Below are 25,282 nucleotides of genomic sequence, written 5' to 3' on the forward strand. Positions count from 1 at the left end.
CCGCTCGTCACTCTGTCGGCTCAGCGCAGCGAACCCACCCGTGGGGACTCATCCACCAACACCGTTGATGGATGCACCGTACCGCGACCCAGGAACGGAAACAAGCGTTTAGGCATGCCTAAACGACAGCTTGCTCCGCTGCTCCACCGCAGCAACTGCTCCACCGCAGCAACTGCCTGCGCATCGTCCCCTCGGGTGATGCCGCTTGTCGGCGCGCAAACGCCAACCCGAAACATCCGCTGCTCTAGATGCACAGCACAGCTACTTCGGGGTTGCGGTCATGAAAGACGGCTTAGGACAGCGGGCGGCTAGGCATCGGGCACCGATGACCTCCGGCCCACGCGAGGGCTTCTCAAAACAATCGAAGATGAATACTGCTGCGTACTAACTACATTTGCGCTTAGCTCATCCACCGTTCGCAAGGACTGATTGCGCGAAGGGCACTACAGTCGGTGCCATCAAGCCAATGCCCCGAAGCGCCATTGTTTGTCAGCACGACGGACGCTTCTACGGTGCGAACGGAAGGCGACCATGACCCCTCCCGCAGCCGATGGCAAAGGCAATCCGAAAGCGCAACAGGAAACCTCTGCGGGCTCAGGAGAGAACACAACGGGGGCAGCAATTACCGACGCTGCGCGCATGGCCATTCCGCTCGGGACAGCCGTCGTGGTCGGCATCCTTCTCACACTCGGCTTAGAAGGCGACGCACGGTCTCGCTTTATCCGCGACGAACCGTTCCGCGTCTTCACGCCACTTGCGTTGGTCATTATCGGCGTGACACTTCCTGCGGTGTTCGCGGCGGTCCGCGCACAGCAAGCGCGGAACAGGGAGGCCAGCAAAGACAAGTCTGAACTATCTGACCCTGACAAGGCCCTGGTCGCGTTCGTGTTCGGCATAGGGTTTCTTCTACTCGGGCGTCTATGGGCGGACGACTTCAACTGGCCGGATTCCGTGGCATTTGGCTTTGAAATCGCCGGCCTAGCACTCGCAGTGCTTGCCTTCGCGTTGTTACTAGTGCCGAGGTTCACCCACCGTCTTCTCACAGACATTCAGACCATTGGCCCGGAGGTAGCCGGGTCGGTACTTGTGCTGTTCGGCGCCCTGCTAGTTGCGTACTGGGGTACGCAAGCGATTGCTCAACGAGAACAGCCGGACATCGTTGTGTCGGCCCAACAGGATTCGGTGAACGACCAACTCGTGAACATTCAGGTGTCGGGGTCAGGCCTTTCTCTTCGAAGCCGAGACAAGATGCTGGTTCGCGTAATGGCCGTAAAATCCAATGTCCCGAGCACGATCCAAGAGGCGTGCAGAAACCCCCGAAAGCCCGGGCCCGCAGTAGTCGTCAAAGACGGAGTATTAAAAACCATCGACGACGCCCCCGGCGCGAAGCCCGTGATGCTCACAGAAGATGCAACGACCCGCACGCTCTACTGGGGTGAGACCGGGCCAACATCAACGGGATCGACCGACATGACCGTTGCGCTGCAAGTGTCCCGCGTGGACTACCAATGGGTCTGCGTCTACGCGGCTTTGAGTGCAGAAGAGTTCGTCGGCCCTGCAGATGCAACGAGCAGCACGCCTCGTCTCGGACTGACCATCATCGATCTAGATAACGCCGGCCCTGCGTCCCCGCCGACGTCATCAGCTCCTTCGACTTCCGATGAATCCGAGACCACTGGACCGGCAGCTGATGAGTAGCCGCCGCTCGGAGGAAAGCGGGGCGATGCTACTCGCTGCCCTTGCCGCCGCCTTTGATCAGGTCCAGAGCTTTGCCCAGCAGAGCTGTGAGTTCGGCTTGCGCCGGGTTGAGGGAATCCCTGCCGGCATCGGCCGGGGTAGGGGAGGAGAAGGCCTGCCTACCTAGAATCATGCGAAGCTCCGAGCGTTGATCCTCCAACAGAGGTTCGATGTACGCGCCGACAGCTCGAAGCTGCACCGCCAGTATCCGAAAGTGCCTTGCGAGAGTTCGGTGCTCTCCGGCCACGTGTGCGCAGTACGCCGCAAGGCCATATAGGGGCAACCCGACGAGAGCCTTAAAGATTAGGCCCCAACCCCCGTCGAGAGAGCCGAGCAAATCGTTCTCAAAGTGCACGACCGCTAGCGTTCCTGCGAGCCCCAGAAGCACCAGGACTACGACCGCCGCCGTCCACCACTTTGCAGAGGCTGCTTCGGTGTCAGCCGCAGTTCCGAACGTTTGTCCGATGACTTCTTGTCCTGTTTCGCCCGCTGCTTCTTGGACTGCCTTCTTACCCGCCTCAGACTCCTGTACGTTGCGAGCGAGACGCTGAGCGAGCCTGCTGAATAGCGCTTGCTGCGTGCGCGGACTAGCGACGACCTGAATACCGTTTGCCTGAACGTCGGCAAGCTGATCGAGTACAGCTGGATACTGCGCATCCCTCCACGTCGTGAACGAATCTGGTATCGATTTTCGTTGCTCGACGCGCGCAGCTAAATCATGTGCCCGACCCTCCCACCGGAGTTGCAGAGCATCCGTAAGCGATGCGAGCTCTTTCGTCGGGATCAGATGCCCCAGACGAAATTTGATCTCGGCCGATCGCGGAGGATGAAACTCGACTGGGTCAACCAGGTCCGTGCGAAGTTCGCCTAGGAACTCAAGAACCACCGTCGACTCGCGCACCAAGTCAGAATCTGCCGCCGCTTCTCGTAGCGCCTTCAGGTCGCGCTCGACGTCCGCAATGCTATTGGTCAGTGCCGCGCTCGCTTCGTCCATCGCGACTGTCATCCCTCGGCTTACGTCGCCCATCCGAACGATCGCTTCTGCAGGTGTCTCGCCCACTACGGACTCTTGCGTGAACTCATTTGGCGGCACAGTCACTGCGCGAGCGTACCGAGCAATTGCACGCTCAGGGCGAATGACCTACGCGATAGAGATCGTCCCTGACCGTTAGCGCGGTGTGGCGTTACGATGGCACCGAGGCACCGTTGGGTTCCTCGGTGCGTGAACGCATATTGCCGTCTGTGTTCACGCGCTGCAGTACGCGGAAGGATTTGCCTTCCGTCTCCGTTTTGCCGTCAACGAGAGAGAACACACGTCATGACATCTGTCGATTTTCAGTCGCTAGAAGCGCAGGTCCGCGCTGAAGCTGACCACAAGGTGCAGGTGCTCCGGGAGATCGTCGAGACCCACACCGCTCTGACCAATACCCGCGATGAGTTCCTGGTCGCCGACGCCGAACGCGTCCGCCGACTCAACACTCTGGTGTCCGAAGCGCGGTCCGCCGGGTTCGACACCAAGACACTCAAACCGTTCACCGTCGAGCACTTGTCCGCGTCGCGGCCGCCGGCCGCTAAGGCCGGCGGAACGCGGCGGCGTCGCCGGACCAAGAAGGACGAGCCCCAACAGGTGTCGACTCCCACAGCGGTGCCGGACAACCACGCTGCGCACAGAAATCCGGGTGAACAGTTCGCCGCGCCGGCAGACGCTGCGGATCGCACTGCGATCTCGGCCTGACCGTTCTCGGTCAGCCGCGCTGACTTCCATGTGACCCCGGGTTCGCTGGGGTGGCCCGCGGTGCATCTACGCATCGCGTGCGCTTGGGCCCTGACGGGTGGCTAGACCCGCCAGGGCTAAGCGATCAAGAACCCTCTAACCAGTGATGCGGCGCCGCTGCCCACCGTCAGTCAGGTGGCTCTCGATCTCAGCGCCGAGTCGGCGATAGAGCTGACCTATCTTGTCTATCCCGGCGACCGCGAAGCTCCGCTTGCCCTGTGGGGGTTCCCTGACACTCACCCTGCCGCCTGGCTGTCGGCGCTGGCCGGCGATCACGCACTGCTGGTGGTCGGGGATAGCGCCGTCATCTCGCAGGCAAAGACACCGGCGGCGACCACGCGTGCGCTGACCGACGTGTGGGCGGGCATCATCGGATGCAGTGACACCTGCGTGGTCCGAGCCGCTGCTCCCCACAAGGCCTGTCGGCGCCATTGTCTACGCCAAAGCCCTTCGTGGTCAGTCGTATCCGGCCTCTGAGGTGTTGTCGCGGCCGGGATCTCGCCGGTAGTGCGCGGGCCTTCGGTTGGGGTTCGCCTGCTGCGTGGGATCTGTGGTGGGCCGCGCGGCGGCTTCTCGGGCGGCGGTGGGGTGGTCGCGGCCGGCCAGCCGCGCCGCACGCAGGGCCGCTGAGGTCACCGCGGAGCTCGTTCCCGGTGGGTCCGGTCGTGGCGACGGCGGCGCGGACTGAAATGACGATGCGGGTAGACCGGCTCGTTTGTGAACTTTCATCGCTTCGAACAGTTGCACTGCAGTTCGGGTATCGCGGTGCCCTTCGGTCCTCGACAGCGTCAATGCCGGTGCTGTGCCAAAGGGGACAACACCGGGGCGTAGCTCGGCCGCGAGAAAGGTCGAATCTGTGGTCGCCATGGCTATGTGGCGCGCTGCGTGGACGGCGGAGGCGTTGACCTGTGTCCAGTCGATGTCCCACCCGGCGTCGGCTAGGTACTGGTTGAAGAACACGCGTTGGCTGCGTGAGTTGCCGTCACGGAAGGGATGGACTGCGGTCAGCTCGCCCCAGTGCTCGGCCACCGTCGCTGTGGCCAGGTCGGGGTCTGCCGGTGTGGGGCGGTGTCGTTCGATAGCACCGAACACCACGCCGAGCTGGTTGGGGATGAACTGCGGGCGGCAGTGCGCCAAGCCCATGGCGGTGGTGTCCTGGGTGGCCGATCGGATGTGGCCGGCCCACGGGTAGACGTCTTGCAGGATGTAGGCGTGGATCCTTTGCAGGTGAGCGAAGTCGAAATCACCGCCGGCCAGGCCCGGGTCCACTTCCAGCTGCCAGATACGGGCAGCGGCCATACGGCGTTCAAAGTGGGCCAGCTCCGCCGGATCAGTAAGGCCGGGCAGATTCGGAAGAACCTGCCCGGCCTCATCGTCTGATGTAGCCACGAACGGGGTGGCTAGGTGCGGGCCGCCTTGATCTCGGCGAGCACCCGGTCACGTTCCTGCTCGACCGTGCTCTCACCCCGCGACAGACGCCGCAAAGCAGCAACATCGCCGTCAGTCAGTGGCATGCCGGCCATCTCATGCCCGGCAGCGACAGCGGCCAAGATCTGCTCTTCGGTACGGGTCGTTGTTGCCATGAATTCAGGGCTCCTCACGGGTCTCTATCAGCAAGTCTACCGGCCGGGACTGCTCAAAACAGGGTGTGTTGGGCCTCGGCGGCGCTCTGGTCGGTGAGCTGCTGGTACAGCGCCGCCATGCGTTCGACGGCAGCCAAGGGTTCCTCCAGCTCGTCGGCGATGTGCGCCCAGCTCAAGCCCTGGTGGTGGTGCATCTGCCATGCCATCCGGTGCAGGTCGTCCACGCTCAGGACCGGCCCACCCGGCTGGTGCTCCGGCGTCATAGCCGAGCCAACTTGTCACGCTTGGTGAGCCAGAGTTCTTCGGCTCGTTGCTGGTGGCCGGTGAGGTTTTCCCAGTGCCCAGCCAACTCTTCGACGCTGACGCTCTCGCGGATCTGCGACATCCGGGCCAGCAGGCCGGCGTAGCCGCGGCGGTACCACTGGTCGACGACTTTGGCGGCCAGGTGCGGCAGGTCAGCACCACCGACCGTCGGGCCACGCGAAGGGGAGATGATCGCCAGCAGTTCAGCTTCGACGCGCTGCAATCGTCCGGTCTCGAACAACTGCGCCTGGACCAGGGTGGGGTTGGGGGGCGCGCCGCCATCGAGGACCGCGCAGATGGCCAGAAAGATCTCACGATGCGCACCCTTCCAGAACGGATCCCACCGATCGCCGGTGTCCATGATGTGTCGGACTTCGCGGGCCATGTCGGCCGGCGCCCACATCAGTGCGGTGAGTAAAGCGGCTTCGACGCCGGTGGTGACGGTGTTCTCGGTGTCGAGGTCGGCTCCCAGTCCGCCCGGAAACTCCTCGGAGGACAGGCCCGCTTCGTCGAGCTGGTCGTCGACGGCAGGGGCAGTGTCGGTGTCGGTGTCCATGTCACTGGCGGTGATGGTCATCGGTTCCTCCTGGTCGGCGGGTCTAGGTGTGGGGTCGTGCTCAGGCGGTGGCATAGGACAAATCCGCGTAGAGGCAGTCCGGCTGATGGGGGTCACTCACGTGCTCGGAGCATTCGGCGCAGCAGTCGTCGTTGTCGTAGCGCAGGTCGTCGGCGCGCAGCCAGGGGCGCATCCGGTGCGCCTGTTCTGCTCGCTCGGCCAGTTCCTCGAGGCGGCCGGCATGCCGGGGGTCGCCGGCGTCATGGGCGCGCTGCGCCTGCTCGCGATAGTGCGCGGCGCGGTCGGCGTAGTTGTTGCGGATACTCATCTGCGTTCCCCTCTTCATGCCGCCGCGGTGGCAGCGAGTGACTTCACTCGGTCTGGACGGAAACCGGACCAGTGTTGTTCTCCCGCAACGACAACGGGTGCCTGCAGGTAGCCCAGACTCATCACGTAGTCCCGCGCTTCGTCGTTGGTGGTGATGTCGACGGTCTCGTAGGCCAGGCCGGCCTTGTCCAGCGCTTTGTAGGTGGCGTTGCACTGCACGCACGCAAGCTTGGTGTAGACGGTGATCGTGGTGTCAGTCATGATGATGGCCTCCGCTGGTTTCGTGCGACTGTGTCTCGATGTCAATAGGTCTATTGTATTCTATTACCTGTTGTGCTGCAACGGTTTTGGGTAACTATTGGGTCACTTGTTGGACGGTTCTGTGGTAGTGAGAAGGGTGTCATTTCCTGATAATCCGCCGCTCTCGTGGTCGGGGTGTCAGAGTCCAGTGGTGGCGGCGGGAAAGTCCCGCGAAATAAGCGCAGCGCGTGGGGCTTTGGTGCCAGAGCCACTTGACGCTGGCAGCTCGGCTGTTCGAGATACTCCAGCGGGTCAGGCAATGCCACCAGACATGCCCGCCGCCCCGGCGACTCAGGCGGTCCGGCGCCGGTGCTCGGCCAAGCTCTCTGTGCTTGGGGTGATCTCCCAGGTACTGGCGTCGTTGTAGCCGGGGAGCTGGCGGATCATGGCTTCGCGCAGGTGGTAGCAGTAGCGGTACGCCTCGCTGGTGTCCCAGCCGGGATCGGACCAGTTCTCGAAGTCATAGCCGTCGATCGCTTTGAGGATTTCGATCGGCTCGAACACGCGCGCAGGGGGTTGGTAGTCGTAGACGTAGGTTCCGTTCTCGCCGAATTGGGTGTTGACGCTGGCGGCGTGGGCGTCCAGGAGCAGCTGCCCGACCGCGCTGGCCGATTCCGGGCGCAGGGCGCGTCGCCGCTGCGGGCGGGCGTCGCTCAGCCCGTTAGCGGGGGTGGGGTCGGCGTCATCGGTGCTCGGCCAGCTGATGATTCCCTGCCGGCCGGACAGTCCGGCGTATACGAGAACGTGGATGTGTTCGGCGTCGACGAGGTAGCGGGCGCTCAACATTGGTGGGTGTCCTTTCACACAAGTGGGCAGGTCCGAGCGCAGGTTCAGTACTCGACCCGGGTGGGTTGGCCGGTGGTGGTGTAGTCGGTGATGTTCAGAGCCGAACTGATGGCGGTTCCCATGTCGTAGGGCTGGCCAGGGAGTGGTTCGCCGAGGTAGGACAGCCAGCGGTCGGGGTCGATGGTGAGCATGGCCACCGATCGGTGCAGGGTGTTGGCGGTCAGCGCGTCCGGGTCGATGCCTTCGACGGTGAACGCTGCTGCCATCTCACGGTTCTCGGTGAGCATCTGACGGGCGGCGGCCTGCACTGCCTCGTCGGAGAATCCGCGAGCTCCGTTGATGCCGTCGCAGTGGTACTCGCGGATCTCGGGCAACTCGGCGGTGTCGGTGCACACCAGTGTCGGGTCTATCAGGTCGTAGCTGTCGGTCATGCCGTTGAACTGCGCACCCTGAAACTGCGACCACTCGGCGCGGGCCTGGGTGTAAGTCGGTCCGTCGGTCCAGGCGACACCGATCCAGGCTGAGGCGGTGCCTCGGTTGCAGCGCACCGAGAACTTCACGTCGGGCCACACCCGGCGCAGGTGCTTACGCAGTTCGGCGGCGGTCTCTTTGGTGCTGTAGCTGGTCATCTCTGGTGTCTCCCTCTGCCGGTGGCGGGGACTTGGCCCGGTCGACCGTGACCGGAGGCCCCTCATTTCCTGATAACTGGCCGCATTCAGCAGACGGGCCGGAGGACCAAGAAGCGGAGACAGGAAAGTCCCGCGAAATAAGCGGAGCGCGTGGGACTTTGGTGGTGGAGTCTCTTGGTCCGCAGGCTCGGCTGTGGAAAGAATCGGCCTATCAGGGAATGAGAACCTCCCCTGTAGTTGGGAGGAGGCGTTTGTGCGCCGCAGGCGCATCCGCTCAGGTGACCGCGCAGCGGGCAGACATGGCCGCGGAGCGGACCCACGAAAGGCCGGCACCACCTGGATCAGTGGCCGACCTTCGGGTTGGTGCGTGGCTCCAACGCGTCGACGCTGGGAGATGCTTGTGCGGGAGCTGCGCTAGTCGCGGTAGGGCTTGGTGCCGCGGTAGCTCTGGGTTTGGTTCGCTACAGCAGAGTCTTATGAGCAGTGATACTTGGTCTATGAGTCGTATCGAATGGTCGCGGAAGACAGCGGACGAGGTTGAGGAGGCGATTTCGATGTTTTTGTGTCGGATGAACCCCGCTGCCTTTCGGGTTCGCCCTTCGCAGGGTGATGGTGGCATTGATGTGTGCGTGCCTACGGGTGTGAACCGATTCGAGGTCTATCAGGTCAAGAAGTTCGCCAGCAATTTGACCAGTAGCCAGAAGACGCAGGTAGAGAAGTCCCATGCCCGGCTCCGCGACTTCGCCGGTGAGCGCGGTTGGACGATCGACAACTGGTACTTGACGTTGCCGCTCGATCCAACGACGGAGAACCTGAGTTGGCTCGCCGAGATTGCTGCTACGGGTCCGTTCCCGTGTGATTGGCGGGGGCTGTCGCATGTCGATGGGTGGGCTTCGAACTACAAGGACGTGGTGGACTACTACTTCAATGATGGACGTGAGCGGTTGATGGAGGACCTCGCCCGCTTCACCGCCATTTCGGGTATCCCCATGTCGCCCGGTGTTCTTCCAAGTGTCGAGTCTTTTCCGACGCTCGCACCGAGTGATGTGCTCAATGGTCTTGTGCGACTGCGTGAAACTCTGAATGCGCGTGATCCTCACTATTCGTACGACTTCTCGGTCTCCGGGCAACCCCCTCCTCGGCCTGTTAGCGGCGACTATCCGTCTACGCTTGCAGCTCGCACGGCGCAGCAGGTGGGCGACAGCTACGTCACTTTCGATGTTCATGCCAGATGCGCTGAGTCGTTGAAGGAACGGCCCATCAAGGTCACGATGACGTGGATGGCGCAGCGGGGCAGCGTTGAGCATCGAGAGCTAGAGGAATTCTTCACTTACGGTCGCACACCGGAACATCCGATCCAGGCGCGAGATGTCACCGTCGAGATGCCCGGTGGCCTCGGTGGCGAGAGCGCCCTGGCGCAGGTGCTGATGTCAGAGGCTGGCGAGCCGGGCGAGCCCTTCGAGCGTCGGCTGAGCATCCTGTCGCCCGAGGACGAGGTGCTGGCCACGATCGAGCTGACTATGTATCCGCCGGTGAGCAATCACGATGGAACTGGTCAGTCGAACCGGGGGCGCGACCGGTCGGGATTCTTCGAGCTGGAGACGTTGGTGCTTGCTGGACCGCCAAAGCAGATGACACTACGGCTGCGCACAGAAGATCCGGTCGGGCTGCGTCCAGACCAGCTCGAACCGGCGCTAGCGGTGGTCGATTCATTTCGGCTTCCAAACCAGATACGGCTTGAGGCCACCCGCGGGCCTGCACGATCGACAACTCACCCAGTCCCCGCCTCTGATGCCAGCGATGACTCACGAGCCACCAACAGGGCACTGCTCGCGTACGTCCGCGCGCTGATCGTCATACAACGACACACGCCGGTCGAGCTAAAGTTTCCCGAGTTCGAACGTCTCAGTGAACTGAACATTGCCGAAGCTACAGCGACAGCCAAGCTTTTGAACGGTGAAACCCTCAAGCGCACGTGGAACACCTTGCAGTTTCATCTGAATCCGGAGGCCGCCGCGACCGATGAGCCGCGTCTTTTTGTGGCTGATCAGGTTCCGCTCTCGTTTAATGTCGGAGGTGACCACATCGAGTTAGGTCGTGTGCGGCATATTTTTGAATCAGCAAGAATCGTGAGCACCGAGGCAGCGGAGGACGGGCAGCTTTTGGCTACCCTCCAGCCTGGTCCCGGCAACGACACAGTGCTTTCTGCATGGCATGGGGAAGCGTCGATCGATCATTGAGGCAGGTCGTCGTAAGACGAGACACGCACCCACAGCCCTGTCCCGTGCGGCATGCTCACGGTTACCACGGGGTGGTGGCCGGTGCGTGTGCCTGGCCGGTGTCGCGGACGTGGGCGGCCGCGGCCTTGAGTGAGGCGTGGTCGACGGTGCCGTGGTCGTCTTTGCTGGCGCAGGCCAGCAGGAGTGGTTCGTCGTCGATGCTGATGGTGAGGAAGGGGACGGCGTGGGGTTGTTCGCCGGCGAGGTGGTCGAGCGCAGCGAGTGCCGCGTCGCCGGCGGCGCGGTGGGCCTCGGTGTAGGTGGTGGCGGCGTTGGCGTCGGCGAGGATGTCGTCGGGTTCGGTTGCGGTGTAGGCGGTGATGCTCCAGCAGATCATGGTGGGGTGTCCTTGTCGGTGAGTGGTTGCCTGTGGTGACAAGGATGCCGCGCGGCCCCTCGGGCCGCGCGGCATATGGGGTCCCCAGACCCGTTTCTGTGGATAGATTTTGGGTCTGGGGATAACCGGGTTAGCGGTTGCCGTTGCCGGGGGTGGGGCCGTTGGTGATCCAGCCGGTGCCGGTGATCTTGAAGCGGTGTTGGGCGCGGGGTCGCCAGCTGTCGGCGGCTGAGTTCTTGGCGTAGGTGTCGCCGTCGTCGAACAGCGCAACGGCCAGCTCGTGGGCCTTTTTCATGGTGGCGAGCATGGTTTCGATGGCGGTGGTGTCCATCAGGGCGAACGTCAACGGCGGCATCCGCAAGGTGACGTAGGGGGACACTTTGCGGGTGACGGGGTGGGTGAACTGGTCGCGGTGGGCGGCTCCGTTCGGCGGCCGGGTCCACATCATGGTGGTCTGCACTCCGACGTTGCTCTCGCTCATGATGCCGGGGAGCTGGTGCATCCGGGCCATGCCCATGCGGGCCTGGCGGGCGATGGCGAACAGTCCGAGTGTCAGTTGCACTTGCTCGCAGTTGGTGAATTGCATGGTGATGCCGGTGAATTCGATCTGCAGGACCGGGGTCCCGGTGCCTGGGGCGATGGTGGTGATGCGGCCGTGCTGCTCTCCGCAGACGGTGATGTTGACGTTGCTGACGACGCCGTTGGTCCGCAGGGGCAGTGGGGTGGGGGTATGTTCGGGGCGGCTGCCCTCGATGCGGCGCGCTTCGGTGTTGGGGGCTTTTGCTTTGCCTTTGGCCATGGCGGGCGTCTCCTGGTCTCACTGGTCGCGGGCCGGGTGCTCGGCGACCTGACGTGAGGCGGGGTGCTGGTCGTTGGTGACCAGGGGCACCTCATTTCCTCATAACTGGCCGCATTCAGCAGACGGGCCGGAGGACCAAGAAGCGGAGACAAAAAAGTGGCGCGAAATAAGCTCCCGGCGGAGAGGGAATTGATCGAGCCCGGCCGAAGGCCGGCCAATTCTCCGGCGGGGGCGCGTGCCACTTATTTGGCGGAGTCTCTTGGTCCGCAGGTTCGGCTGTGGAAAGAATCGGCCTATGAGGGAATGAGACCTCCGAAGGAGGAATGCAGTTGCGCCGTAGGCGTATCCGAGTAGGTGACCGCGCAGCGGGCAGACATGGCCGCGCAGCGGGCACCGGGTGAGGGGTGAGCCTGGCCAGCATTCGACTGGGGGGTCATGCGCTGCAACCGGTTGGGTGGTTGCCTCGTGCTGGCCAGGTTCGGTGGGCGACGTTAGCACCGCCTGGCGGGTGGTGTCGCGGCGAGAGACCCGGCCTGCCTCCCCTCGCAAGTGTTCGCTATCGTAATGATCAACTTTAGGGAGGGAATGTTGATGAGTGGTCGTTTCAAGCGTTTTGTTGCCGGTGTTGCGGTCGCGACGGCAGTCGCGGTGAGCGGTGGGCTTGCTGTCGCAGCAGCGCCGGCCTCGGCCGCGACGGTGCGGGAAACGCAGGGGGTCTGGGTCATCACGCTCACCCATGAGGAAACGGTGGCTGCTGCCCAGGTCGGTGCTGGCAACGTCATCAATGCGATCCTCGGCAACGATCACTGGCGGGTCACGTTGGACAGCGATTCAAAGTACAAGGGCGGTAGTTACTACCGACCCGACAAGGGCCGCACCTGGAGCAATGTCACCGGACAGCAGGTGATTGCCGAGGCCGCCGCGCACCGGGGCGGGTATGTGGTGCTCGGGGTGTTCCCCGACAACCCGGACATGCCGTTGTGGGTGGCCCAAGCCTGGTAGTCGCCACTCTCGCGTTCGTCATTCACGCACGACAAGGGGCCCACCTCCGGCTGTGGAGGTGGGCCCCTTGTGCTGTCTCTAGTCGGTGTCGAGGGTTTGGATGCCGATGGCTTCCTCGAGGTAGGACCGGGCTTTGTTCAGGTCCCGGCTGTTGGCGGTGAAGTCCAGGAGGACGGTGTTGGCCAGGCTCTGGGCGTGGTGGGCAGCTGATCGTTGCTGCTCGCTGCCGTTCTCGGCGGCGACGGCCTGGTGGATGGCTTGCCGGGTGTCTTCGAGGATCTGGGAGATGGTCATGGGGTGAGTCCTTCGTGGTTGGTGGCGCTTGACGCCTTGCGTTCGCGCTGGCCGGGGTGGGCTGTCAACCCCGAAGAGTCCCGGCGGCCGGAGACGAATTTCATGCGAGCGCAGCGAGTGCGTGATGAAAATCGTTGGAGCGCACGGGCGCAGCGCAGCGGAGAACGGGCGAGAGCGCTGGGGCGTGGGTTGACTGGTCGGGCCCCCGGCCAGCGACACTTCAAAAGGCGCGCGCCCCCTATGGTGACCACAAGAGCGAAGCTCGGGCCGCAGGTCCGACAACGCCCGGCCCGGTATGGCTGGGGAAGTCAGCGGGTAGCCCCGCCAGCAGGTCGGGGTGCTTATGAGCGTTGACCCCGGCTTAGGTGCTGCCGGTTCACAACCGAGCCGGGGCACCGCCCCCACAGGCGGAAGAAATAGAGGAGCCTGGCCAGCTTCAATCGGGGGGATTGGTCCGGGGGGACTGCTGGCCAGGCTCGGCGTTGACGATAGCAGCGGCATCGGACAGGGCCGCTGCCGTGCGGGGCAGATCGTGGTGTGATCTGCCCCGCACGGGGTTGGTCAGTCCAGGGGGACCTGGTCGGCGGTGGCCTGGCCGCTGATCACCTCTTCGACATCGGAAAGGGTGTAGCCGAACACCGAGACCAGCATCTGCAGGTAGCTGGCGCGGTGGGCGGTGTAGCTGCGATCCGTCTCGCGCCAGGCACTTTTGGGCATGTCGGCCTCGTGCGCGCCGATCGCGATGGCCAGATTCACGATGTGACGCCGCTCCGCGCTCGCACCGGCCATCGCCTCGATGGGGTCGGTGCCGCCTAGGAACTGACGGGTCAGGGCCTTGGCGTTGCCGTCCTGGCGGTTGTAGCCGAACAGGTCGTGGTTGTTTCACATCGTGGACGCGAGGAACTCGGCCACCGCACCAACAGCACCTTTCGGCAACGTCTTGCGCGAGAGGTACTCGCCGATCTTCTCGCGCCGGACTTTCAGTGCCGCGTCGGCTTTCTTGTTGAGCGCGATCGTCTGCCGCCGCGCCTGGCGGTCGGCTTCCTTCTGCGCGTCGATCTCGGCGTCGGTGGGCATCGGATCGGCTCCGGCCGAGCGGTACCCGTAGGTCCGGACTGCCAACCCGGCGGCCTCGGGATCGGTGACGTACCAGCTGGTGTCGGTGTCGATGAGCGTGCGCGGGGTCGATCAGCCCTTCACCGACGGTCGCGGCGGGATCGTCGTCGCCGTCGAGGGACCAGTCGATCAGCTCCTCGTCCACCAGGATGCCGTCGGTGTCGGCCCAGCGTTCGTGGAGTCGGCCCGCACGTACGCCAGCCGGTAGGCGGCGTCGACCTGCTCGATGTCGGTGACCGCATTGCCGTTCCGTCGACGAGCCGGTGCAACTCGGTGGCGTCGCTGCTGTAGTCGGGCCGATTGCCCGTGGCCGCGATGCCCTGCTCGAGGTAGCCGTCCACGACCGTGGCTGCCAAGCTCTTTCTCTGCGGCAGCAATCGCATCGTAAACAGGTTGAAGTCGGCCATCTCTAATGCAAGATCCGGTCCCACCGGGGTCTTCCATACATCGATCCTACTGTCGACGAGGGCGGCCATCGCGTACCCACCCGGCGATGCGGATTGGCGCGGACTGCTGGTGATTTCTCGAAGAGCCGAGCGCCCGGCAGCGTTTGCCGAACCAAGATGATCATACGCGGCGACCGGCGGGCATTCGTACGAGCTTGACGCATTGAGGGAATTGAGGGAGGAGCCTGGTGGTGGCGCGGTGCCAGCTCAAATATGCTGGCCGATCCGGGTCACGTAGTTGCGATACAAAATTACCTTGCGCTCTTCTGAATTGGCGCAAGGCTCCTCTGCGCCGAAGGCATGATCAACAATGGAGTCAAGCTCAGTGTGCGCCTCACGTAGTTCAGTAGGCATGGTCGACGTCCCGTACAGCTGAAATAGTGTGGCTCCGGGCTGCTGGGCGCGTGCGCCTTCGACCTTGGCCCAAGCTGCTGCGAGGTCGCGACGGAGAGCATCGTCCGCCTGCGGGAACGGAACCGGAAAGTAGGCTAGCCCAGGCGATATTGACGGGTCCGACTTAAGTCGTCCTGCGAACACATGTACCCAGGTCATAAACATCGAGGACTGGAGTAGCGCCGCGTGCCACTCCTCGGCGGACGGAAAAATGATCAACTTGTTGCCCGCGACGACTTTTGGGTCGAAGAAGCGACCCGGAATCCACTTTCGATTCTCGGACGACACCTCGGGAAGTGCGAAGTAACGTGTCGACGGCTGTCGATCCTGGGTGAATAGATGAGGCCGTTTGGAAAACTCTCGAACCGACTTAGTAGGCGAAGCGAGGCGCGATGTGCGCACTTTGACGAGTCGTTCCTGAAGCAGCTTTGATTTCTTGATCTCCGTAGCCGGAGCGTCCTTCATCCAGAGGCACCAGTACGGGGTGTTGTTGAGCATGTACTTGCCTTGGACGAACTTGCGGAGATATTTGGCTGCGATCGGGTCGCTAACAACTGCGTCGCGCTCCGCCTCGGTGACTAACAGATGGCCACCCTCGGTAGGTTGACTTCCCTTCATTGACATCGGCATCCCGGAGATCAGTGGTTTCCGCAACTTCTCCGGCACTAGGTCTGGCCCGTCAACGAGGTAAAAGTTCAAGCTCTTGGGTAGAGATTCGCACGGTTTCGATGTCAGCGTGGGGTAAGTGTAGAGATGCCTCTTCTTGCCCGGCCTGTCTCTTGCGGAAAATCCGATGATCACACAATGAACGACAGCGGCTTTAGTGGCCTCGGTTGTCCATCTGAATGTCTGATGGCCGAAGTCGACGTCGAAGCCGCACTCTTGAAGTAACGGCACCATTGTCCGGGCTTGCTCTCCTTGCGTGATTGAGTTGGTCGAAACGAAGGCCGCCCTGCCGTGAGTTCCGCGGAGGTACGCAAGCGCTTTGGCATACCATGAGGCAACATAATCGAGGCGTCCGGTCCGGAGCCCTTTCGATTGGGGCAGGGCGGAGAATGCGGCGCGGTTGTCCGCCTGTTGTTCAGCAGTCATGAAGGCCATACCGACAAACGGAGGGTTTCCGACGACGATGGTGTCTGAGGAAGCAGGTAGGAGCGATGCCCAGTCGGTGTGCATTGCGTTGGCGTTGCGGATTGTCGGAGCAATCGCGATTGGGAGCCGATCTGGTGCGACGCCGAACTCCACGGCCATCTGCTGGTTCGCTAGATGGTCAACGAGAAGCATCGCTGTTTCCGCAATCCTCGCTGGCCATTCTTCGATCTCGATGCCATAGAAGTGGTCAAGTGTGACCTCGATGTCTGCGGTCACATCCATGGTCAACTGTGCCCGTTGGACCTTTTTGGAGGATATTTCAGACATGTCGAGGTCACGGCGTCGTTTCAAGAGGTCGAGCTCGAGCGCTCGAAGTTCTCGGTAGGCGACGATGAGGAAGTTGCCACAGCCACAAGCCGGATCGAGGAAACGAAGCCGGCCGAGCTCATTGTGGAGCTTCGTCAGCTGCGCTTTGTCATTCCAGGCGCGGTCGAGGCGGGTCCGGTACTCGTCAAGAAACAGGGGACGAATGGTCTTGAGAATGTTTTCCTCGGTGGTGTAATGCTCGCCACCATGTCGACGCGCTTCTTTACTCTTGACAGTCTGAAACATCGAGCCGAATACCGCAGGAGAGATTATCGACCAGTCAAACTCGCAGGCAGAGACCAGCGCGTCACGAAATCTCGCTGTCAAAGTAGGGAGTCGAAGTGGGTCTTTAAAGAGACCGCCGTTGATGTATCGGAATAAGGTATAGGGATCGTCCTGCGCTAGTGTGCGCAGTTTCTCGTCAGTGTTTAGGGTCTCGAATAGGCCTTGCAGATCTTTGTGGAGACTTTGTGGGGTGGTGTGCTCGTTCAGGTAACGCTCAAACAGTCCCGCTGGCGTCCACATGTCGGCGTCGTCGCCAAAGAGCAGAAACAGTAACCGCGTCAGGAGCAAAGTGGCGTCGTGTTCACCGACGCCAGCCGCTTCCAACTCGGTGTATAGGGTACCCATCAGTCGGGCGGCGGCGACGGAAGCGGTCTCAGCTTCTTGGTCGAAGGCGTCGCGCATTTTGTCGAGCAACGCTACGAGGGTGATATCGCTATCGAAGTCTAACTCGATAGCACGTAGTCGATGCGTTAGATGTGTCGTGCGATCGCCGAACAGATGTTGATGAACGAGTAGTTTCGCATTCGCGCCGCCAAGTTGTGCGCGCCGCGGCCAGCGCCACTCCTGCTTATGCTCAGCACTGAAGATGACTAACCGTTCGTGATTGTCCTTGCCGACGAGGATGTCAATCATGCGTTGGGTTTTGTGCGCGGGAAGCACAGGACAGTGCCAGATGCGTAGGCCCTTATAACCAGCTACCTGCATGAGAGTGAAGTCTTCGCCATCGACGTCGACAGTCAGGTTTGGTCGGTCTGGGTTGTCCCAACCGAGTTCGTCTATAAAAAGGGTACGGAAATCGCGGGAGTCAACTAGATCGAGAAGGCGGTTTTCAGTCACGAACTGACTCCCATGCTGGAAACAATGCGGATTGGGTCTCTTCCGCTGCGCGCGTTGATGACGAGCTGGCCGTCGCGGTGCAGTGCGGTGACGAGGGTGGCGAGTTCATCGTCGTCTGAGCCATTGCGGACAGCTCGGCGCAGACGATGCTCGGCGTCCTTCGTCAGTGCCCGTTGGAACAGGTCGTCGAGTGCAGCCTGGGTGTCGGCGTTGTGATTGTGCAGGGTCTCGCCAAGTCGGCGCCATAGGGTCCGTCTGACGCCTCGGAGTCGGCCAGCGGCACTGTCTGGAGTAGCGAGCGGGCCACGGACTAGGGTTTCGAGAAGTGCGTCATGGTCGTCACGGTGTTCGAGACCAGGCTCTTCGGGAGAAGCCTCAAAAGCTTTGAGTATTTCTTGGCCGGTGAGGAGGCGGGTTTGCCCGTCGGCGGTTGATTGGCCGAATCCGTCGATACCGGAGTCGGTCCGTACGTAGCAGGTGACACCGTCGGTGGCATCGGTGAGCCGGCGGGTGCGGGTGGCCGAGATCATGTCGGGTAGTCCCGCGATCTTGGTGGCGAGTTCAGGATCGTCTTTCTGTGCTTGGCTCCATCGTTGGTAGGCGAGGCTTGATGCGTCGACGTCGTCGGCGGCGTCCTGGTCGTCGAGGCTTCCGTTGTAGAGGTCGGTGATGGCCTTGACTTCGCTGTCGCTGCCGAAGAATTGCTCGTCGGAGCCGAAGGCCTCGGCGTTGGCATGGAGGCGGTCGCTGATGCGTTGCCGCAAAGTGATGACGTTATCGACGGACTCATGGAAGAACGAGTAGAGCAGGACTTGCTCGGCCATTTGGCCGACTCGGTCGACACGGCCGGCTCGCTGTATCAATCGGATGATGGCCCAGGGTAGGTCGTAGTTGACGACGATGTGCGCGTCTTGGAGGTTTTGGCCTTCGCTGAGGACGTCGGTGGCGATCAGGATGCGTAATTCATTCGAGGTCGTTCCAGGGGCAGCATCGTCCTGGCCGGGCAGGGTGTTGGATAGGGGCGAGAACCTGTGGGCGAGAACGGTTGGGTCGTCGCTGTCGCCGGTTGCGATCCCAACTTTGTCGATGTTTGCTGCTTTGAGCGCGGCACCGATGTAGTTGGCGGTGTCTTTGTATTCAGTGAAGACCAGAACTTTCTCGTCGGCGTGATCGTCGCGCACCAGTTTGATCAGGGCGTCGAGTTTCGAGTCGCGAGCGGGTTCCCATTCTCCGTATGAAGCGAGTAGAGATTTGATGGCACTTGTGTCGGTGACCAGGTCTCGCTGCAGCTCCTGGGTGAATAGTTCGGGTTGGACCCACCGAACTCCCGCGGGGTTTGTTTCGACGAGAGCTTCGTATCGTGTGGCTGGATCTCCGCCTGCTTCGGCGGCACCTGCTAGCTCGTCGTCAGCGTTGGGGTCTTCGTCTTCGCCGAAGGTGTTCTCGACGATGGTGCCGGTAGGGATTGGCAACCCGTTCTCGAGAGCGTAGGAGAACAGTTCGTTGCGGGCGGTATGGCGTTTGAGCGAGATGGTGAACGAGTGGCCGCATGAGGACAGGCGTTTGTAGAAGGTGGTGCGGACGAAGCCAGCGACGTTGCCGCGGCCACGGGTGAGGTTGTCGACGTACTCCTGCTCGTCGGTGGTGAGGCTCGCGGTGGGGGAGATGTAGTCGCCGAGTTCGTAGCGCGGCAGGATCAGAGCAGTCAGCGTGTCCAGGGTGGTGTCGCTGGACATGAGGGTGGCGGGGTCGTCAGGGCCGAAAGAGTGGTCGACCGGTTTGGGAATGCGTTCGGGGAATCGGAAGCGTTGGCCGTTGGAGAACTCCAGATACTGCCGACCTTCGTCGTCAGTGAGCGAGTAGTTGTTCTTGATGAAGGTGCGGGTTCGGCGGACGAGATGCTCGCTCATCAGACGCTTCCAATCGTCAGGATCTTCTGACTTTCGGTAGGCGAGCATCGTCGTTGTCTTGCCATCGACTTTGTCCGCGAGTCGGGGATCGGCGGCGAGTGCGTTGACCGGAGTGATGCCGAGGTCGTCGTCGTCATCGATATAGAGGGAGAGCTGATTCGCGACGTCTTGGAATCGGATGTTGTAGGGGGTCGCGGTGAGCAGTAGTGCCTTACTGTCGTTGGCGTGGATGTAGTCCTGGATCGCCTTGTAGTCCCGGCGGGTGTCGTTGCGCAGGGTGTGGGATTCGTCAACGATGACGAACGCGTACCGCCGCAGATCCGGCAGTATCGAGTGCGCCATGCTGTACGGCACGACGCGCCCATGCAGGTCGTAGGCCTCGAAGTGCTCTTCCCACATCGACACCAAGTTCTTCGGACAGATGACCAGCGGCATGTATCCATGCTCGTCGCGCAGCATCAAGGCGACGGCGATCGCGGTGAGGGTTTTACCCAGGCCGACGACGTCGCCCAGCATGGTGCCGCGACGCGTCATGATCCGGCGGGCAAGAGTTCGGACGGCGGTGGCCTGGTACTCCAGTAACTGGCCGCGGATCTCTTGGGGCACGGAATATTCAGCCAGACCTTCCCGGACATCCCGAGAAAGGTCGTAGCAAACCTTGAGGAAAACCTCGTACGGGCGGCGCGGCTCACGGCGCGCCCACGACTCGTCTAGAAGGTCGAGGATGTCGGCGGTCACTGGCCTGCTGAACTTGTCATCCCATCGGTCGTTAAACCACAGGTCGAGGGTAATAGCCGCGGCATTGTCGATTACATCGACATTTAGTTCGTAGTTGTGGGCGAGGCCGGGAGCGGTGAGATTCGACGAGCCAACGAACCCGGTGATCGGATTATTCAAGTCTTCGCGATGGCAAATGTACGTTTTGCCATGGAGAGGACGGCGGGTGAAAATTTTGATCTCGATGGCACCCTGTGCAAGCAGATCACGCAAAGATTGCAGGGCAGCGCGGTCCACCTTCGTAGGGATACCTCGCATCAACTGAGTCCGCAGCTGTTCAAGGAGATGCTCCTTGCGTTCGCGGGCGGTGTTGGCATCGGCATCGGTGCGGGGCGTGCCGTCGACGTCGGCCTGAAGCTCATCCAACGCATCTTGTTGGGGGGCGGTCATGACCATACCGATCAAAATTCGAACGATGGGTGTAGACACTGCGTCGACCCCGGCTTTCTCTCTGACCAGAGCATCAAAGACGGACCAGCCGCGCAAATTGAAGTAACCGACGGCCACGTCCATCCGGTCGGACACCTCAAACGTTTGCTGTAGGTGGTCACCTAAGAAGGTCTTTATGTTGTCAAAAATACGAGTCACGCCGCGATAACCTGCACTTTCACGAATCGGATGTCGTTCATCATGTTCTACGTCATTGGGTAGGACCTACGTGCAGTAGCCCTGGCAGGCGGTGGGTGAGGCGGTCTCGTCCAGGATGGTCACGATGCTCGGCTGGAAAGATCGCGCAGCACTCCGGCGCTAGCCATTCCGCAGGCCGAGTACTTGATACTTGGTGGTGTAGAGACTCCAGGGCGTCGTGTCCTTCAGCGATCTCGTGGGATTAGGGTTACTTATGATGCTTGCTACGTGGACGTTGCCGCCAGTCCTGGGTGCGGCGAACAGCAATGATGCTGTCGAACTCCTCCGGCGGTACTTCAAACAAAGCCTCGAGGGGCAGCCGGCTTTCACAGGGGCCGCGTTCGATCAGTTTGATGGCGGGGGGAACCGTCCCGATCTGGCTGACCGATTTACGGCAGCTGACATCGTTGCTGTCAGCATGCTGAGTGTTAACGTGCCACCAGAGGCAACGCTACGCCTGCTCAGTCCCGACCAGGTCTACCTCAGTAGCGCGTTGAGCGCGATCCCTCGCGACATAGATCTGGTCGATGCCACCGACGCAGATTTAGCGGCGGCCGATCACCTGTGGAGACTAGTTCGGAAGGTCGGTGTCGGTCCTGTCACCTCTAGCAAGCTGCTCGCGCGAAAACGCCCAAGGTTTCTGCCGGTCGTCGACCGAGTCGTCAAAGATGAGTTGAGTCACCCTCGCCGTGCAGATTTCTACCGCACGCTCCAGTACTACTTATCCGCCGACCAAAGGGCATTGCATCGTCATCTCGAGCACCTCCGTGAACTCGCCGGTATAAGTGAGGACATCAGCGTAATTCGCTGTTTTGACATCATCGTTTGGCTTACCGGCCGCTACCCCTCTGCCCACTCCGAGAGCACCACGATCGGAAACTAACTTCTTCTGCCATAAAGTAGGGTTGCCGAACTGTCGATCCGCGGCAACCGCCAGCTGATCCAGCGGATGATCAGGGAGATATGAAGTTCAAGCGTCGCAACTCAGAAGCCCTCGCAGATTTGATCTGTGGCAACGTCGGCTCGGACGATCCGACCTCAGGGGCGGAGCCTAAATATTTCCCGTACCGGTCGAGCATGTATATCACCGAGTTCTTCCGCGATATGGATACCGACTACGAGCACGACGGTTCGACCCGACACCGGTGGGTGGCCGACGTAATCGACACCATCCTTGACGAGCCACACGAAGGTCCCGCACACCCACCCGAGGTGTTCTGCCGTCTCGTCGACCACCTGATGAGCCCCGCCGACGCGACCAACGAACGAGTGGACCGCCCCAACGCGTTAGGGCTACTCAATGAAGTCCTGGCCCGCGAGGGGTTCGAGGCTTTTTACGGGGACGATCAGCACTGCTACCTACGACACATCGGCTCGAACACGATCACAGCCCTGCAAGCCAATCCGCATCGTCCGCTGTCCGCAGCCGAGCAAAAACGCCGCGGCCAGCTTGAGGCGTACCTAGACATCTGCAGCGAGGATGAGCTGATCGAAGAGTTGTTGCTTCCGTTGTTTCGCCAGTTGGGGTTTCACCGCGTCACCGCTGTCGGACATAAGGACAAGGCACTCGAATACGGCAAGGACGTGTGGATGCGTTATGCCTTGCCAACCCAGCACCGCCTGTACTTCGGCATTCAAGCCAAAAAGGGGAAGCTCGACTCGTCCGGACTTACCAAGAAAGGCAATGCGAACATCGCCGAGATCCACAACCAGGCGTTGATGATGCTCGCGCACGAGATCTTTGACCCCGAGACCAACCGACGGGTACTGGTTGATCACGCGTTCATTGTTGCCGGTGGTGAAATCACAAAGGCGGCCCGCAACTGGCTCGCAAATGCACTCGACGCTTCGAAACGTAGCCAAATCATGTTCATGGATCGGACCGACATCCTCAATCTCTACGTCGTCACCAACCTGCCGTTGCCTGCGAAGGCGTTGCCGAAGGAATCTGACCCGTGGGGTGCCGAAGCGCCGTTCTGATTGATTGATTCAAGACGACACTGTTGAAGAGTCGCGCACGCTTATCGATGCCCCCAGACGTCAGCTGCCCATGTTGGAGCGCGATTTGTCCGGTTTCGTCGGTGGCGGCCGGGACGTCGAGATTCGCCCAGGAGCAGCGCGGTTCCGGCTACCAATCGCCGCTAGACCAGAATCGGCCGCGCTCATCTCGTTTTCGCTGACTATGGCCTTGAAGTCGATGGTGAGTGTCTCGACGTCAATGGTGCGGGCGGCCTGGGCGAGGCGTCATAGAGCCGCAGCACGAGGGGAGTTGGGTGTAGGTCTCCGTTATTCATCTCGCTCCTTCGCCCTGCGTGGTGAATAGATATTCCGCGTGGCTGCGCCGAAGTGCAACAGCAACCGCACGACGGCCGCCGAGGTTATGAAAATGCGTACCTGTCGGCTTTCGTGCAGCGAAGACCGGTCACGTGAAGTGGCCTGGCGATCTTTAGTTCTGCTTCGTGAAGGCCTCCACAACATCCGCTGGGATCCGGCCGCGGTCGCCGAGCTGGTAGCCATTCTGCTGCGCCCAGGAACGAATCGTCTTGGTAGCCGCATTCGAGACCGCCGGGGCGGGGACGTTCGCAGGGGCCTTAGTCCCTGGCGTGCGCTTGCGCCCGCCGACACGACGTGACCGTGCAAGCAGCGTCGAGAGCGGAACTCGACCACTTTCGATGCGGTCAAGGTTCGTTGTGCTGGTATCGAATTCGTAATCAACACCCAGCCACGTCCAACCGACGACGTTGAGGTCGTCAATTTCGAGAGCCTTACCATCGATGTCGTCGGTGAACTCGACTCGTGTCACAGTTGCCACAAATGCACGTCCTTCGTGTTGCGCCAGAGCAAAATGCAGTGTCGACGCGACGATAGTCTAGGCACAGACGCTGCTGTACCCGGGCCGGTTCCGGCCATAGGGTCGATGGTGAAGCTGTATCGCAGTAGCGGGTCGAAGCCCAAACTATGCTGCCTCGGACAGGATCGTCTTCTGAGCCTTAAGGTGCCGGCGTAATGGCGTAAAAACGCCACCCTCAGAGCCGTCCTCGTCTACTTCAGGGAGGTCAACGCCATACGCTGCCGCCAGCTTCGTCGTATGTGCGATCACCAGATCCGGCGACTGCACGGCAATTGCCCGAAGCGACTACCTGGTTGCGATCGAGGTTTAGAGCTTGTCCGCCTTCGCCGTGCTACTTCTGCGGCCACTTGAGCTTGCCCGTCGGGAAGCGGCGGGGGTCTCGGTAGCCGTCGATGCTGTGGCCGGGTGCAGATGGGTCTGGCGCTAGCGAGATGCCGCCCCCCCGGCCAGAAATAGACGCCGTCAGTGGAGCTCTCAGCGTACTGAGACAGAGGCCTTCCGCCTGACATGTTGTTCTCTACGACCCACAGGGACATCACTAGGACCCGCAGGGTAAGCCCCGTGGTCAGCTCGACGGCCACGATAGGGTAAGGCCGAATCAAAGCTGTGTCATCGACCAGGAAGGCCACGTGCCCCAGGCTCCAGTCGGCGCCCGCGGCAGCCAGCTCGGCCGCCTCCAGACCTTCGAACTGCGGGTCGTCGACGACGCGCAAGTCGGCCAGGAACTCATCGCCTCCAGTAACCAAGACCGGTGCCGTCGCGCGCCGACGGATATCGGCCCACGCGTGTTCGTCGGAGAAGTCAGTCCGTATCAGCAACGATCCAGGCTTGCGTGTCTCGAGTTCACGCAGAGCCTGCATGCGTCGGGATTCGTCAGCCGAAAGCACCATGCCAACCCACGGTAGCGGCCAACGCAGCCCGACGGGAGAAGGCCAGGCATTCGAGCCCTACCAGCAGCTTGTCAAGTTTACTTGACATAATATAGATTATCGGCGTAATCGTTTGTGCTGCAATTTGTTTCGTCACCAGTGACGAAACTTACCATGACCTTCCTGTCCGCCCAGTAGTCCCGGTACGTCGCTCCGTCCGCCCGATGACGGCACACAGACCGACGACGGAGACGCAGCCCCCGCAGCATGGGCCGAGGCCTTGCGCGAAATCTGTCCATGATCTTTGCCGTTGTCTAGAAGGCAATTACGTACGGTGTATGACCTGGAGAATCGAACTTCGCCCCGCGCCCCGGGCGGCCAGCATCGGCGAGCACACTCCATCCCGATCGCAGCGGATTCCCACGGTCCAACGTCGCCCCGCATGATGCCCATCATCTTGTTCGTACCCCGCTGCGGTCGCTGGCACATCCACCCCGCAACGTCGCCGCAACGTGGGAAAGCCGAACATTTCGCCTCAGTCCTCAACGTAAGTGTGTTTTGGACCACAGCCGCAATGCGCGATTACAAGGAGTGCCATGTCTACCGTGCCCACCAACCAGCTTGAGCTGACTGTCGCGGACTCGGGGCGCATGCCCTGGGACCTGCTCGAGGTACCACAAATCAACGCTCAGATCCCCGTGAAGGTGCTCTTCAGCGACCCCGATACCGGCATGGAAGTGTTCCTCATCCGGTACCGAGCAGGCTTTATGAACACCTGGCACACCCACCCGCACGCGCACGGCATGTACATCATCGATGGCGTCCTGAACACCCACAAAGGCGAGTACGGGCCGGGGAGCTTCGTCTGGTTCCCCGAAGGCGGCTGGATGGAACACGGCGCTACCGCCGTCAACGACGTCACCCTGCTGTTCATCACCAACAAACCCTTCGCCATCTGCTACGAGGTCGACGACAACCACCCCTACCCCATGAACACCAACGACTGA

Annotated in this window: 27 protein-coding genes; 9 read left to right on the top strand and 18 right to left on the bottom strand. The window is 61.6% G+C overall.

What is annotated here, in order from left to right:
• Positions 1-531 precede the first annotated feature (531 nt).
• Positions 532-1,698, top strand: a complete 1,167-nt coding sequence (locus tag J3S28_RS26495; protein ID WP_207844026.1) for a hypothetical protein — start codon at positions 532-534, stop codon at positions 1,696-1,698.
• A gap of 28 nt (positions 1,699-1,726) precedes the next feature.
• Here the strand turns inward: J3S28_RS26495 and J3S28_RS26500 are convergent, their stop codons facing one another.
• Positions 1,727-2,836 (bottom strand): hypothetical protein, encoded by a 1,110-nt coding sequence (locus J3S28_RS26500; protein WP_207844028.1) that lies wholly within the window; start codon positions 2,834-2,836, stop codon positions 1,727-1,729.
• Positions 2,837-3,055: 219 nt separating this feature from the next.
• Between J3S28_RS26500 and J3S28_RS26505 the strand changes: the two genes are divergently transcribed.
• Positions 3,056-3,472: a hypothetical protein gene (locus J3S28_RS26505; RefSeq protein ID WP_207844030.1), complete on the top strand. Its 417-nt coding sequence runs from the start codon at positions 3,056-3,058 to the stop codon at positions 3,470-3,472.
• 174 nt (positions 3,473-3,646) lie between these two features.
• Positions 3,647-3,988 (top strand): hypothetical protein, encoded by a 342-nt coding sequence (locus tag J3S28_RS26510; protein ID WP_207844032.1) that lies wholly within the window; start codon positions 3,647-3,649, stop codon positions 3,986-3,988.
• On the opposite strand, the gene J3S28_RS26515 is transcribed toward J3S28_RS26510, so the two are convergent.
• The 8 genes from J3S28_RS26515 to J3S28_RS26550 all read right to left on the bottom strand — a co-directional run bounded on the left by J3S28_RS26515 (position 3,968) and on the right by J3S28_RS26550 (position 7,995).
• On the bottom strand, positions 3,968-4,900 hold the full coding sequence (locus J3S28_RS26515; protein WP_207844034.1) for a Fic/DOC family protein: 933 nt from the start codon (positions 4,898-4,900) through the stop codon (positions 3,968-3,970). The two genes, J3S28_RS26510 and J3S28_RS26515, sit on opposite strands and share 21 nt — an antisense overlap.
• 11 nt (positions 4,901-4,911) lie before the next feature.
• Complete coding sequence (locus J3S28_RS26520) at positions 4,912-5,094, bottom strand: hypothetical protein (RefSeq protein WP_207844036.1); 183 nt, start codon at positions 5,092-5,094, stop codon at positions 4,912-4,914.
• A 53-nt stretch (positions 5,095-5,147) separates the two neighbouring features.
• Positions 5,148-5,357, bottom strand: a complete 210-nt coding sequence (locus J3S28_RS26525; RefSeq protein WP_207844037.1) for a hypothetical protein — start codon at positions 5,355-5,357, stop codon at positions 5,148-5,150.
• Positions 5,354-5,974 carry a DnaB-like helicase N-terminal domain-containing protein gene (locus tag J3S28_RS26530; RefSeq protein ID WP_237342155.1) on the bottom strand — a complete coding sequence of 207 codons (621 nt, stop codon included), beginning with the start codon at positions 5,972-5,974 and terminating at the stop codon, positions 5,354-5,356. Before J3S28_RS26530 ends, J3S28_RS26525 begins: the two co-directional genes overlap by 4 nt.
• A 40-nt stretch (positions 5,975-6,014) precedes the next feature.
• A complete protein-coding gene (locus J3S28_RS26535; RefSeq protein ID WP_237342156.1) occupies positions 6,015-6,299 on the bottom strand; it encodes a hypothetical protein in 285 nt (94 codons plus the stop codon).
• The gene (gene nrdH, locus J3S28_RS26540; RefSeq protein ID WP_207844041.1) at positions 6,296-6,541 is read right to left on the bottom strand and encodes a glutaredoxin-like protein NrdH; all 246 of its coding nucleotides are present in this window, start codon (positions 6,539-6,541) and stop codon (positions 6,296-6,298) included. Before nrdH ends, J3S28_RS26535 begins: the two co-directional genes overlap by 4 nt.
• 330 nt (positions 6,542-6,871) lie before the next feature.
• Complete coding sequence (locus tag J3S28_RS26545) at positions 6,872-7,366, bottom strand: hypothetical protein (RefSeq protein ID WP_207844043.1); 495 nt, start codon at positions 7,364-7,366, stop codon at positions 6,872-6,874.
• A gap of 44 nt (positions 7,367-7,410) precedes the next feature.
• The gene (locus J3S28_RS26550; protein ID WP_207844045.1) at positions 7,411-7,995 is read right to left on the bottom strand and encodes an LPD29 domain-containing protein; all 585 of its coding nucleotides are present in this window, start codon (positions 7,993-7,995) and stop codon (positions 7,411-7,413) included.
• Positions 7,996-8,492: 497 nt separating this feature from the next.
• On the opposite strand from J3S28_RS26550, the gene J3S28_RS26555 reads away from it, so the two are divergent.
• On the top strand, positions 8,493-10,235 hold the full coding sequence (locus J3S28_RS26555; protein ID WP_207844047.1) for a hypothetical protein: 1,743 nt from the start codon (positions 8,493-8,495) through the stop codon (positions 10,233-10,235).
• 61 nt (positions 10,236-10,296) lie between these two features.
• Here the strand turns inward: J3S28_RS26555 and J3S28_RS26560 are convergent, their stop codons facing one another.
• Positions 10,297-10,611, bottom strand: coding sequence for a hypothetical protein (locus tag J3S28_RS26560; RefSeq protein ID WP_207844049.1), 315 nt, complete (start codon positions 10,609-10,611; stop codon positions 10,297-10,299).
• A 130-nt stretch (positions 10,612-10,741) separates the two neighbouring features.
• Positions 10,742-11,410 (bottom strand): hypothetical protein, encoded by a 669-nt coding sequence (locus J3S28_RS26565; protein WP_207844051.1) that lies wholly within the window; start codon positions 11,408-11,410, stop codon positions 10,742-10,744.
• Positions 11,411-12,001: 591 nt separating this feature from the next.
• Between J3S28_RS26565 and J3S28_RS26570 the strand changes: the two genes are divergently transcribed.
• Complete coding sequence (locus J3S28_RS26570) at positions 12,002-12,412, top strand: hypothetical protein (RefSeq protein WP_207844053.1); 411 nt, start codon at positions 12,002-12,004, stop codon at positions 12,410-12,412.
• 78 nt (positions 12,413-12,490) lie between these two features.
• Here J3S28_RS26570 and J3S28_RS26575 read toward each other — a convergent pair whose 3' ends face one another.
• The 3 genes from J3S28_RS26575 to J3S28_RS26585 form a co-directional block, all read right to left on the bottom strand.
• Positions 12,491-12,706 carry a hypothetical protein gene (locus J3S28_RS26575; RefSeq protein ID WP_207844055.1) on the bottom strand — a complete coding sequence of 72 codons (216 nt, stop codon included), beginning with the start codon at positions 12,704-12,706 and terminating at the stop codon, positions 12,491-12,493.
• Between the two features lie 561 nt (positions 12,707-13,267).
• On the bottom strand, positions 13,268-13,495 hold the full coding sequence (locus tag J3S28_RS26580; protein WP_207844056.1) for a hypothetical protein: 228 nt from the start codon (positions 13,493-13,495) through the stop codon (positions 13,268-13,270).
• Between the two features lie 93 nt (positions 13,496-13,588).
• Positions 13,589-13,828, bottom strand: a complete 240-nt coding sequence (locus J3S28_RS26585) for a hypothetical protein (protein ID WP_207844058.1) — start codon at positions 13,826-13,828, stop codon at positions 13,589-13,591.
• A gap of 19 nt (positions 13,829-13,847) precedes the next feature.
• On the opposite strand from J3S28_RS26585, the gene J3S28_RS26590 reads away from it, so the two are divergent.
• Positions 13,848-14,030, top strand: a complete 183-nt coding sequence (locus tag J3S28_RS26590) for a hypothetical protein (RefSeq protein ID WP_207844060.1) — start codon at positions 13,848-13,850, stop codon at positions 14,028-14,030.
• A gap of 445 nt (positions 14,031-14,475) precedes the next feature.
• Here J3S28_RS26590 and J3S28_RS26595 read toward each other — a convergent pair whose 3' ends face one another.
• Complete coding sequence (locus J3S28_RS26595; RefSeq protein WP_207844062.1) at positions 14,476-17,241, bottom strand: DNA methyltransferase; 2,766 nt, start codon at positions 17,239-17,241, stop codon at positions 14,476-14,478.
• Positions 17,238-20,516, bottom strand: a complete 3,279-nt coding sequence (locus J3S28_RS26600; RefSeq protein ID WP_207844064.1) for a helicase-related protein — start codon at positions 20,514-20,516, stop codon at positions 17,238-17,240. Before J3S28_RS26600 ends, J3S28_RS26595 begins: the two co-directional genes overlap by 4 nt.
• A 217-nt stretch (positions 20,517-20,733) precedes the next feature.
• Between J3S28_RS26600 and J3S28_RS26605 the strand changes: the two genes are divergently transcribed.
• Complete coding sequence (locus J3S28_RS26605; RefSeq protein WP_207844066.1) at positions 20,734-21,438, top strand: DUF6308 family protein; 705 nt, start codon at positions 20,734-20,736, stop codon at positions 21,436-21,438.
• Between the two features lie 80 nt (positions 21,439-21,518).
• Positions 21,519-22,535 (top strand): hypothetical protein, encoded by a 1,017-nt coding sequence (locus tag J3S28_RS26610; RefSeq protein WP_207844068.1) that lies wholly within the window; start codon positions 21,519-21,521, stop codon positions 22,533-22,535.
• Positions 22,536-23,001: 466 nt separating this feature from the next.
• Here the strand turns inward: J3S28_RS26610 and J3S28_RS26615 are convergent, their stop codons facing one another.
• Both J3S28_RS26615 and J3S28_RS28940 read right to left on the bottom strand, forming a co-directional pair.
• On the bottom strand, positions 23,002-23,358 hold the full coding sequence (locus J3S28_RS26615) for a histone-like nucleoid-structuring protein Lsr2 (protein WP_207844071.1): 357 nt from the start codon (positions 23,356-23,358) through the stop codon (positions 23,002-23,004).
• 293 nt (positions 23,359-23,651) lie between these two features.
• The gene (locus J3S28_RS28940; protein ID WP_372436080.1) at positions 23,652-24,296 is read right to left on the bottom strand and encodes a DUF6924 domain-containing protein; all 645 of its coding nucleotides are present in this window, start codon (positions 24,294-24,296) and stop codon (positions 23,652-23,654) included.
• Positions 24,297-24,871: 575 nt separating this feature from the next.
• Here J3S28_RS28940 and J3S28_RS26625 point away from each other — a divergent pair.
• Positions 24,872-25,282 (top strand): cupin domain-containing protein, encoded by a 411-nt coding sequence (locus tag J3S28_RS26625; RefSeq protein WP_207843874.1) that lies wholly within the window; start codon positions 24,872-24,874, stop codon positions 25,280-25,282.

This window comes from Williamsia soli, from assembly GCF_017377795.1.
Lineage (GTDB): Bacteria > Actinomycetota > Actinomycetes > Mycobacteriales > Mycobacteriaceae > Williamsia > Williamsia soli.

What these genes read in the sequence shown, in the direction of transcription:
- J3S28_RS26495 (WP_207844026.1), top strand. Translation starts at nt 532, where the DNA reads ATGACCCCTCCCGCAGCCGATGGCAAAGGCAATCCGAAAGCGCAACAG.
- J3S28_RS26505 (WP_207844030.1), top strand. Translation starts at nt 3,056, where the DNA reads ATGACATCTGTCGATTTTCAGTCGCTAGAAGCGCAGGTCCGCGCTGAA.
- J3S28_RS26520 (WP_207844036.1), bottom strand. Translation starts at nt 5,094, where the DNA reads ATGGCAACAACGACCCGTACCGAAGAGCAGATCTTGGCCGCTGTCGCT.
- J3S28_RS26525 (WP_207844037.1), bottom strand. Translation starts at nt 5,357, where the DNA reads ATGACGCCGGAGCACCAGCCGGGTGGGCCGGTCCTGAGCGTGGACGAC.
- J3S28_RS26530 (WP_237342155.1), bottom strand. Translation starts at nt 5,974, where the DNA reads ATGACCATCACCGCCAGTGACATGGACACCGACACCGACACTGCCCCT.
- J3S28_RS26535 (WP_237342156.1), bottom strand. Translation starts at nt 6,299, where the DNA reads ATGAAGAGGGGAACGCAGATGAGTATCCGCAACAACTACGCCGACCGC.
- nrdH (WP_207844041.1), bottom strand. Translation starts at nt 6,541, where the DNA reads ATGACTGACACCACGATCACCGTCTACACCAAGCTTGCGTGCGTGCAG.
- J3S28_RS26545 (WP_207844043.1), bottom strand. Translation starts at nt 7,366, where the DNA reads ATGTTGAGCGCCCGCTACCTCGTCGACGCCGAACACATCCACGTTCTC.
- J3S28_RS26550 (WP_207844045.1), bottom strand. Translation starts at nt 7,995, where the DNA reads ATGACCAGCTACAGCACCAAAGAGACCGCCGCCGAACTGCGTAAGCAC.
- J3S28_RS26555 (WP_207844047.1), top strand. Translation starts at nt 8,493, where the DNA reads ATGAGTCGTATCGAATGGTCGCGGAAGACAGCGGACGAGGTTGAGGAG.
- J3S28_RS26560 (WP_207844049.1), bottom strand. Translation starts at nt 10,611, where the DNA reads ATGATCTGCTGGAGCATCACCGCCTACACCGCAACCGAACCCGACGAC.
- J3S28_RS26565 (WP_207844051.1), bottom strand. Translation starts at nt 11,410, where the DNA reads ATGGCCAAAGGCAAAGCAAAAGCCCCCAACACCGAAGCGCGCCGCATC.
- J3S28_RS26570 (WP_207844053.1), top strand. Translation starts at nt 12,002, where the DNA reads ATGAGTGGTCGTTTCAAGCGTTTTGTTGCCGGTGTTGCGGTCGCGACG.
- J3S28_RS26575 (WP_207844055.1), bottom strand. Translation starts at nt 12,706, where the DNA reads ATGACCATCTCCCAGATCCTCGAAGACACCCGGCAAGCCATCCACCAG.
- J3S28_RS26580 (WP_207844056.1), bottom strand. Translation starts at nt 13,495, where the DNA reads ATGGCCGGTGCGAGCGCGGAGCGGCGTCACATCGTGAATCTGGCCATC.
- J3S28_RS26610 (WP_207844068.1), top strand. Translation starts at nt 21,519, where the DNA reads ATGAAGTTCAAGCGTCGCAACTCAGAAGCCCTCGCAGATTTGATCTGT.
- J3S28_RS28940 (WP_372436080.1), bottom strand. Translation starts at nt 24,296, where the DNA reads ATGGTGCTTTCGGCTGACGAATCCCGACGCATGCAGGCTCTGCGTGAA.
- J3S28_RS26625 (WP_207843874.1), top strand. Translation starts at nt 24,872, where the DNA reads ATGTCTACCGTGCCCACCAACCAGCTTGAGCTGACTGTCGCGGACTCG.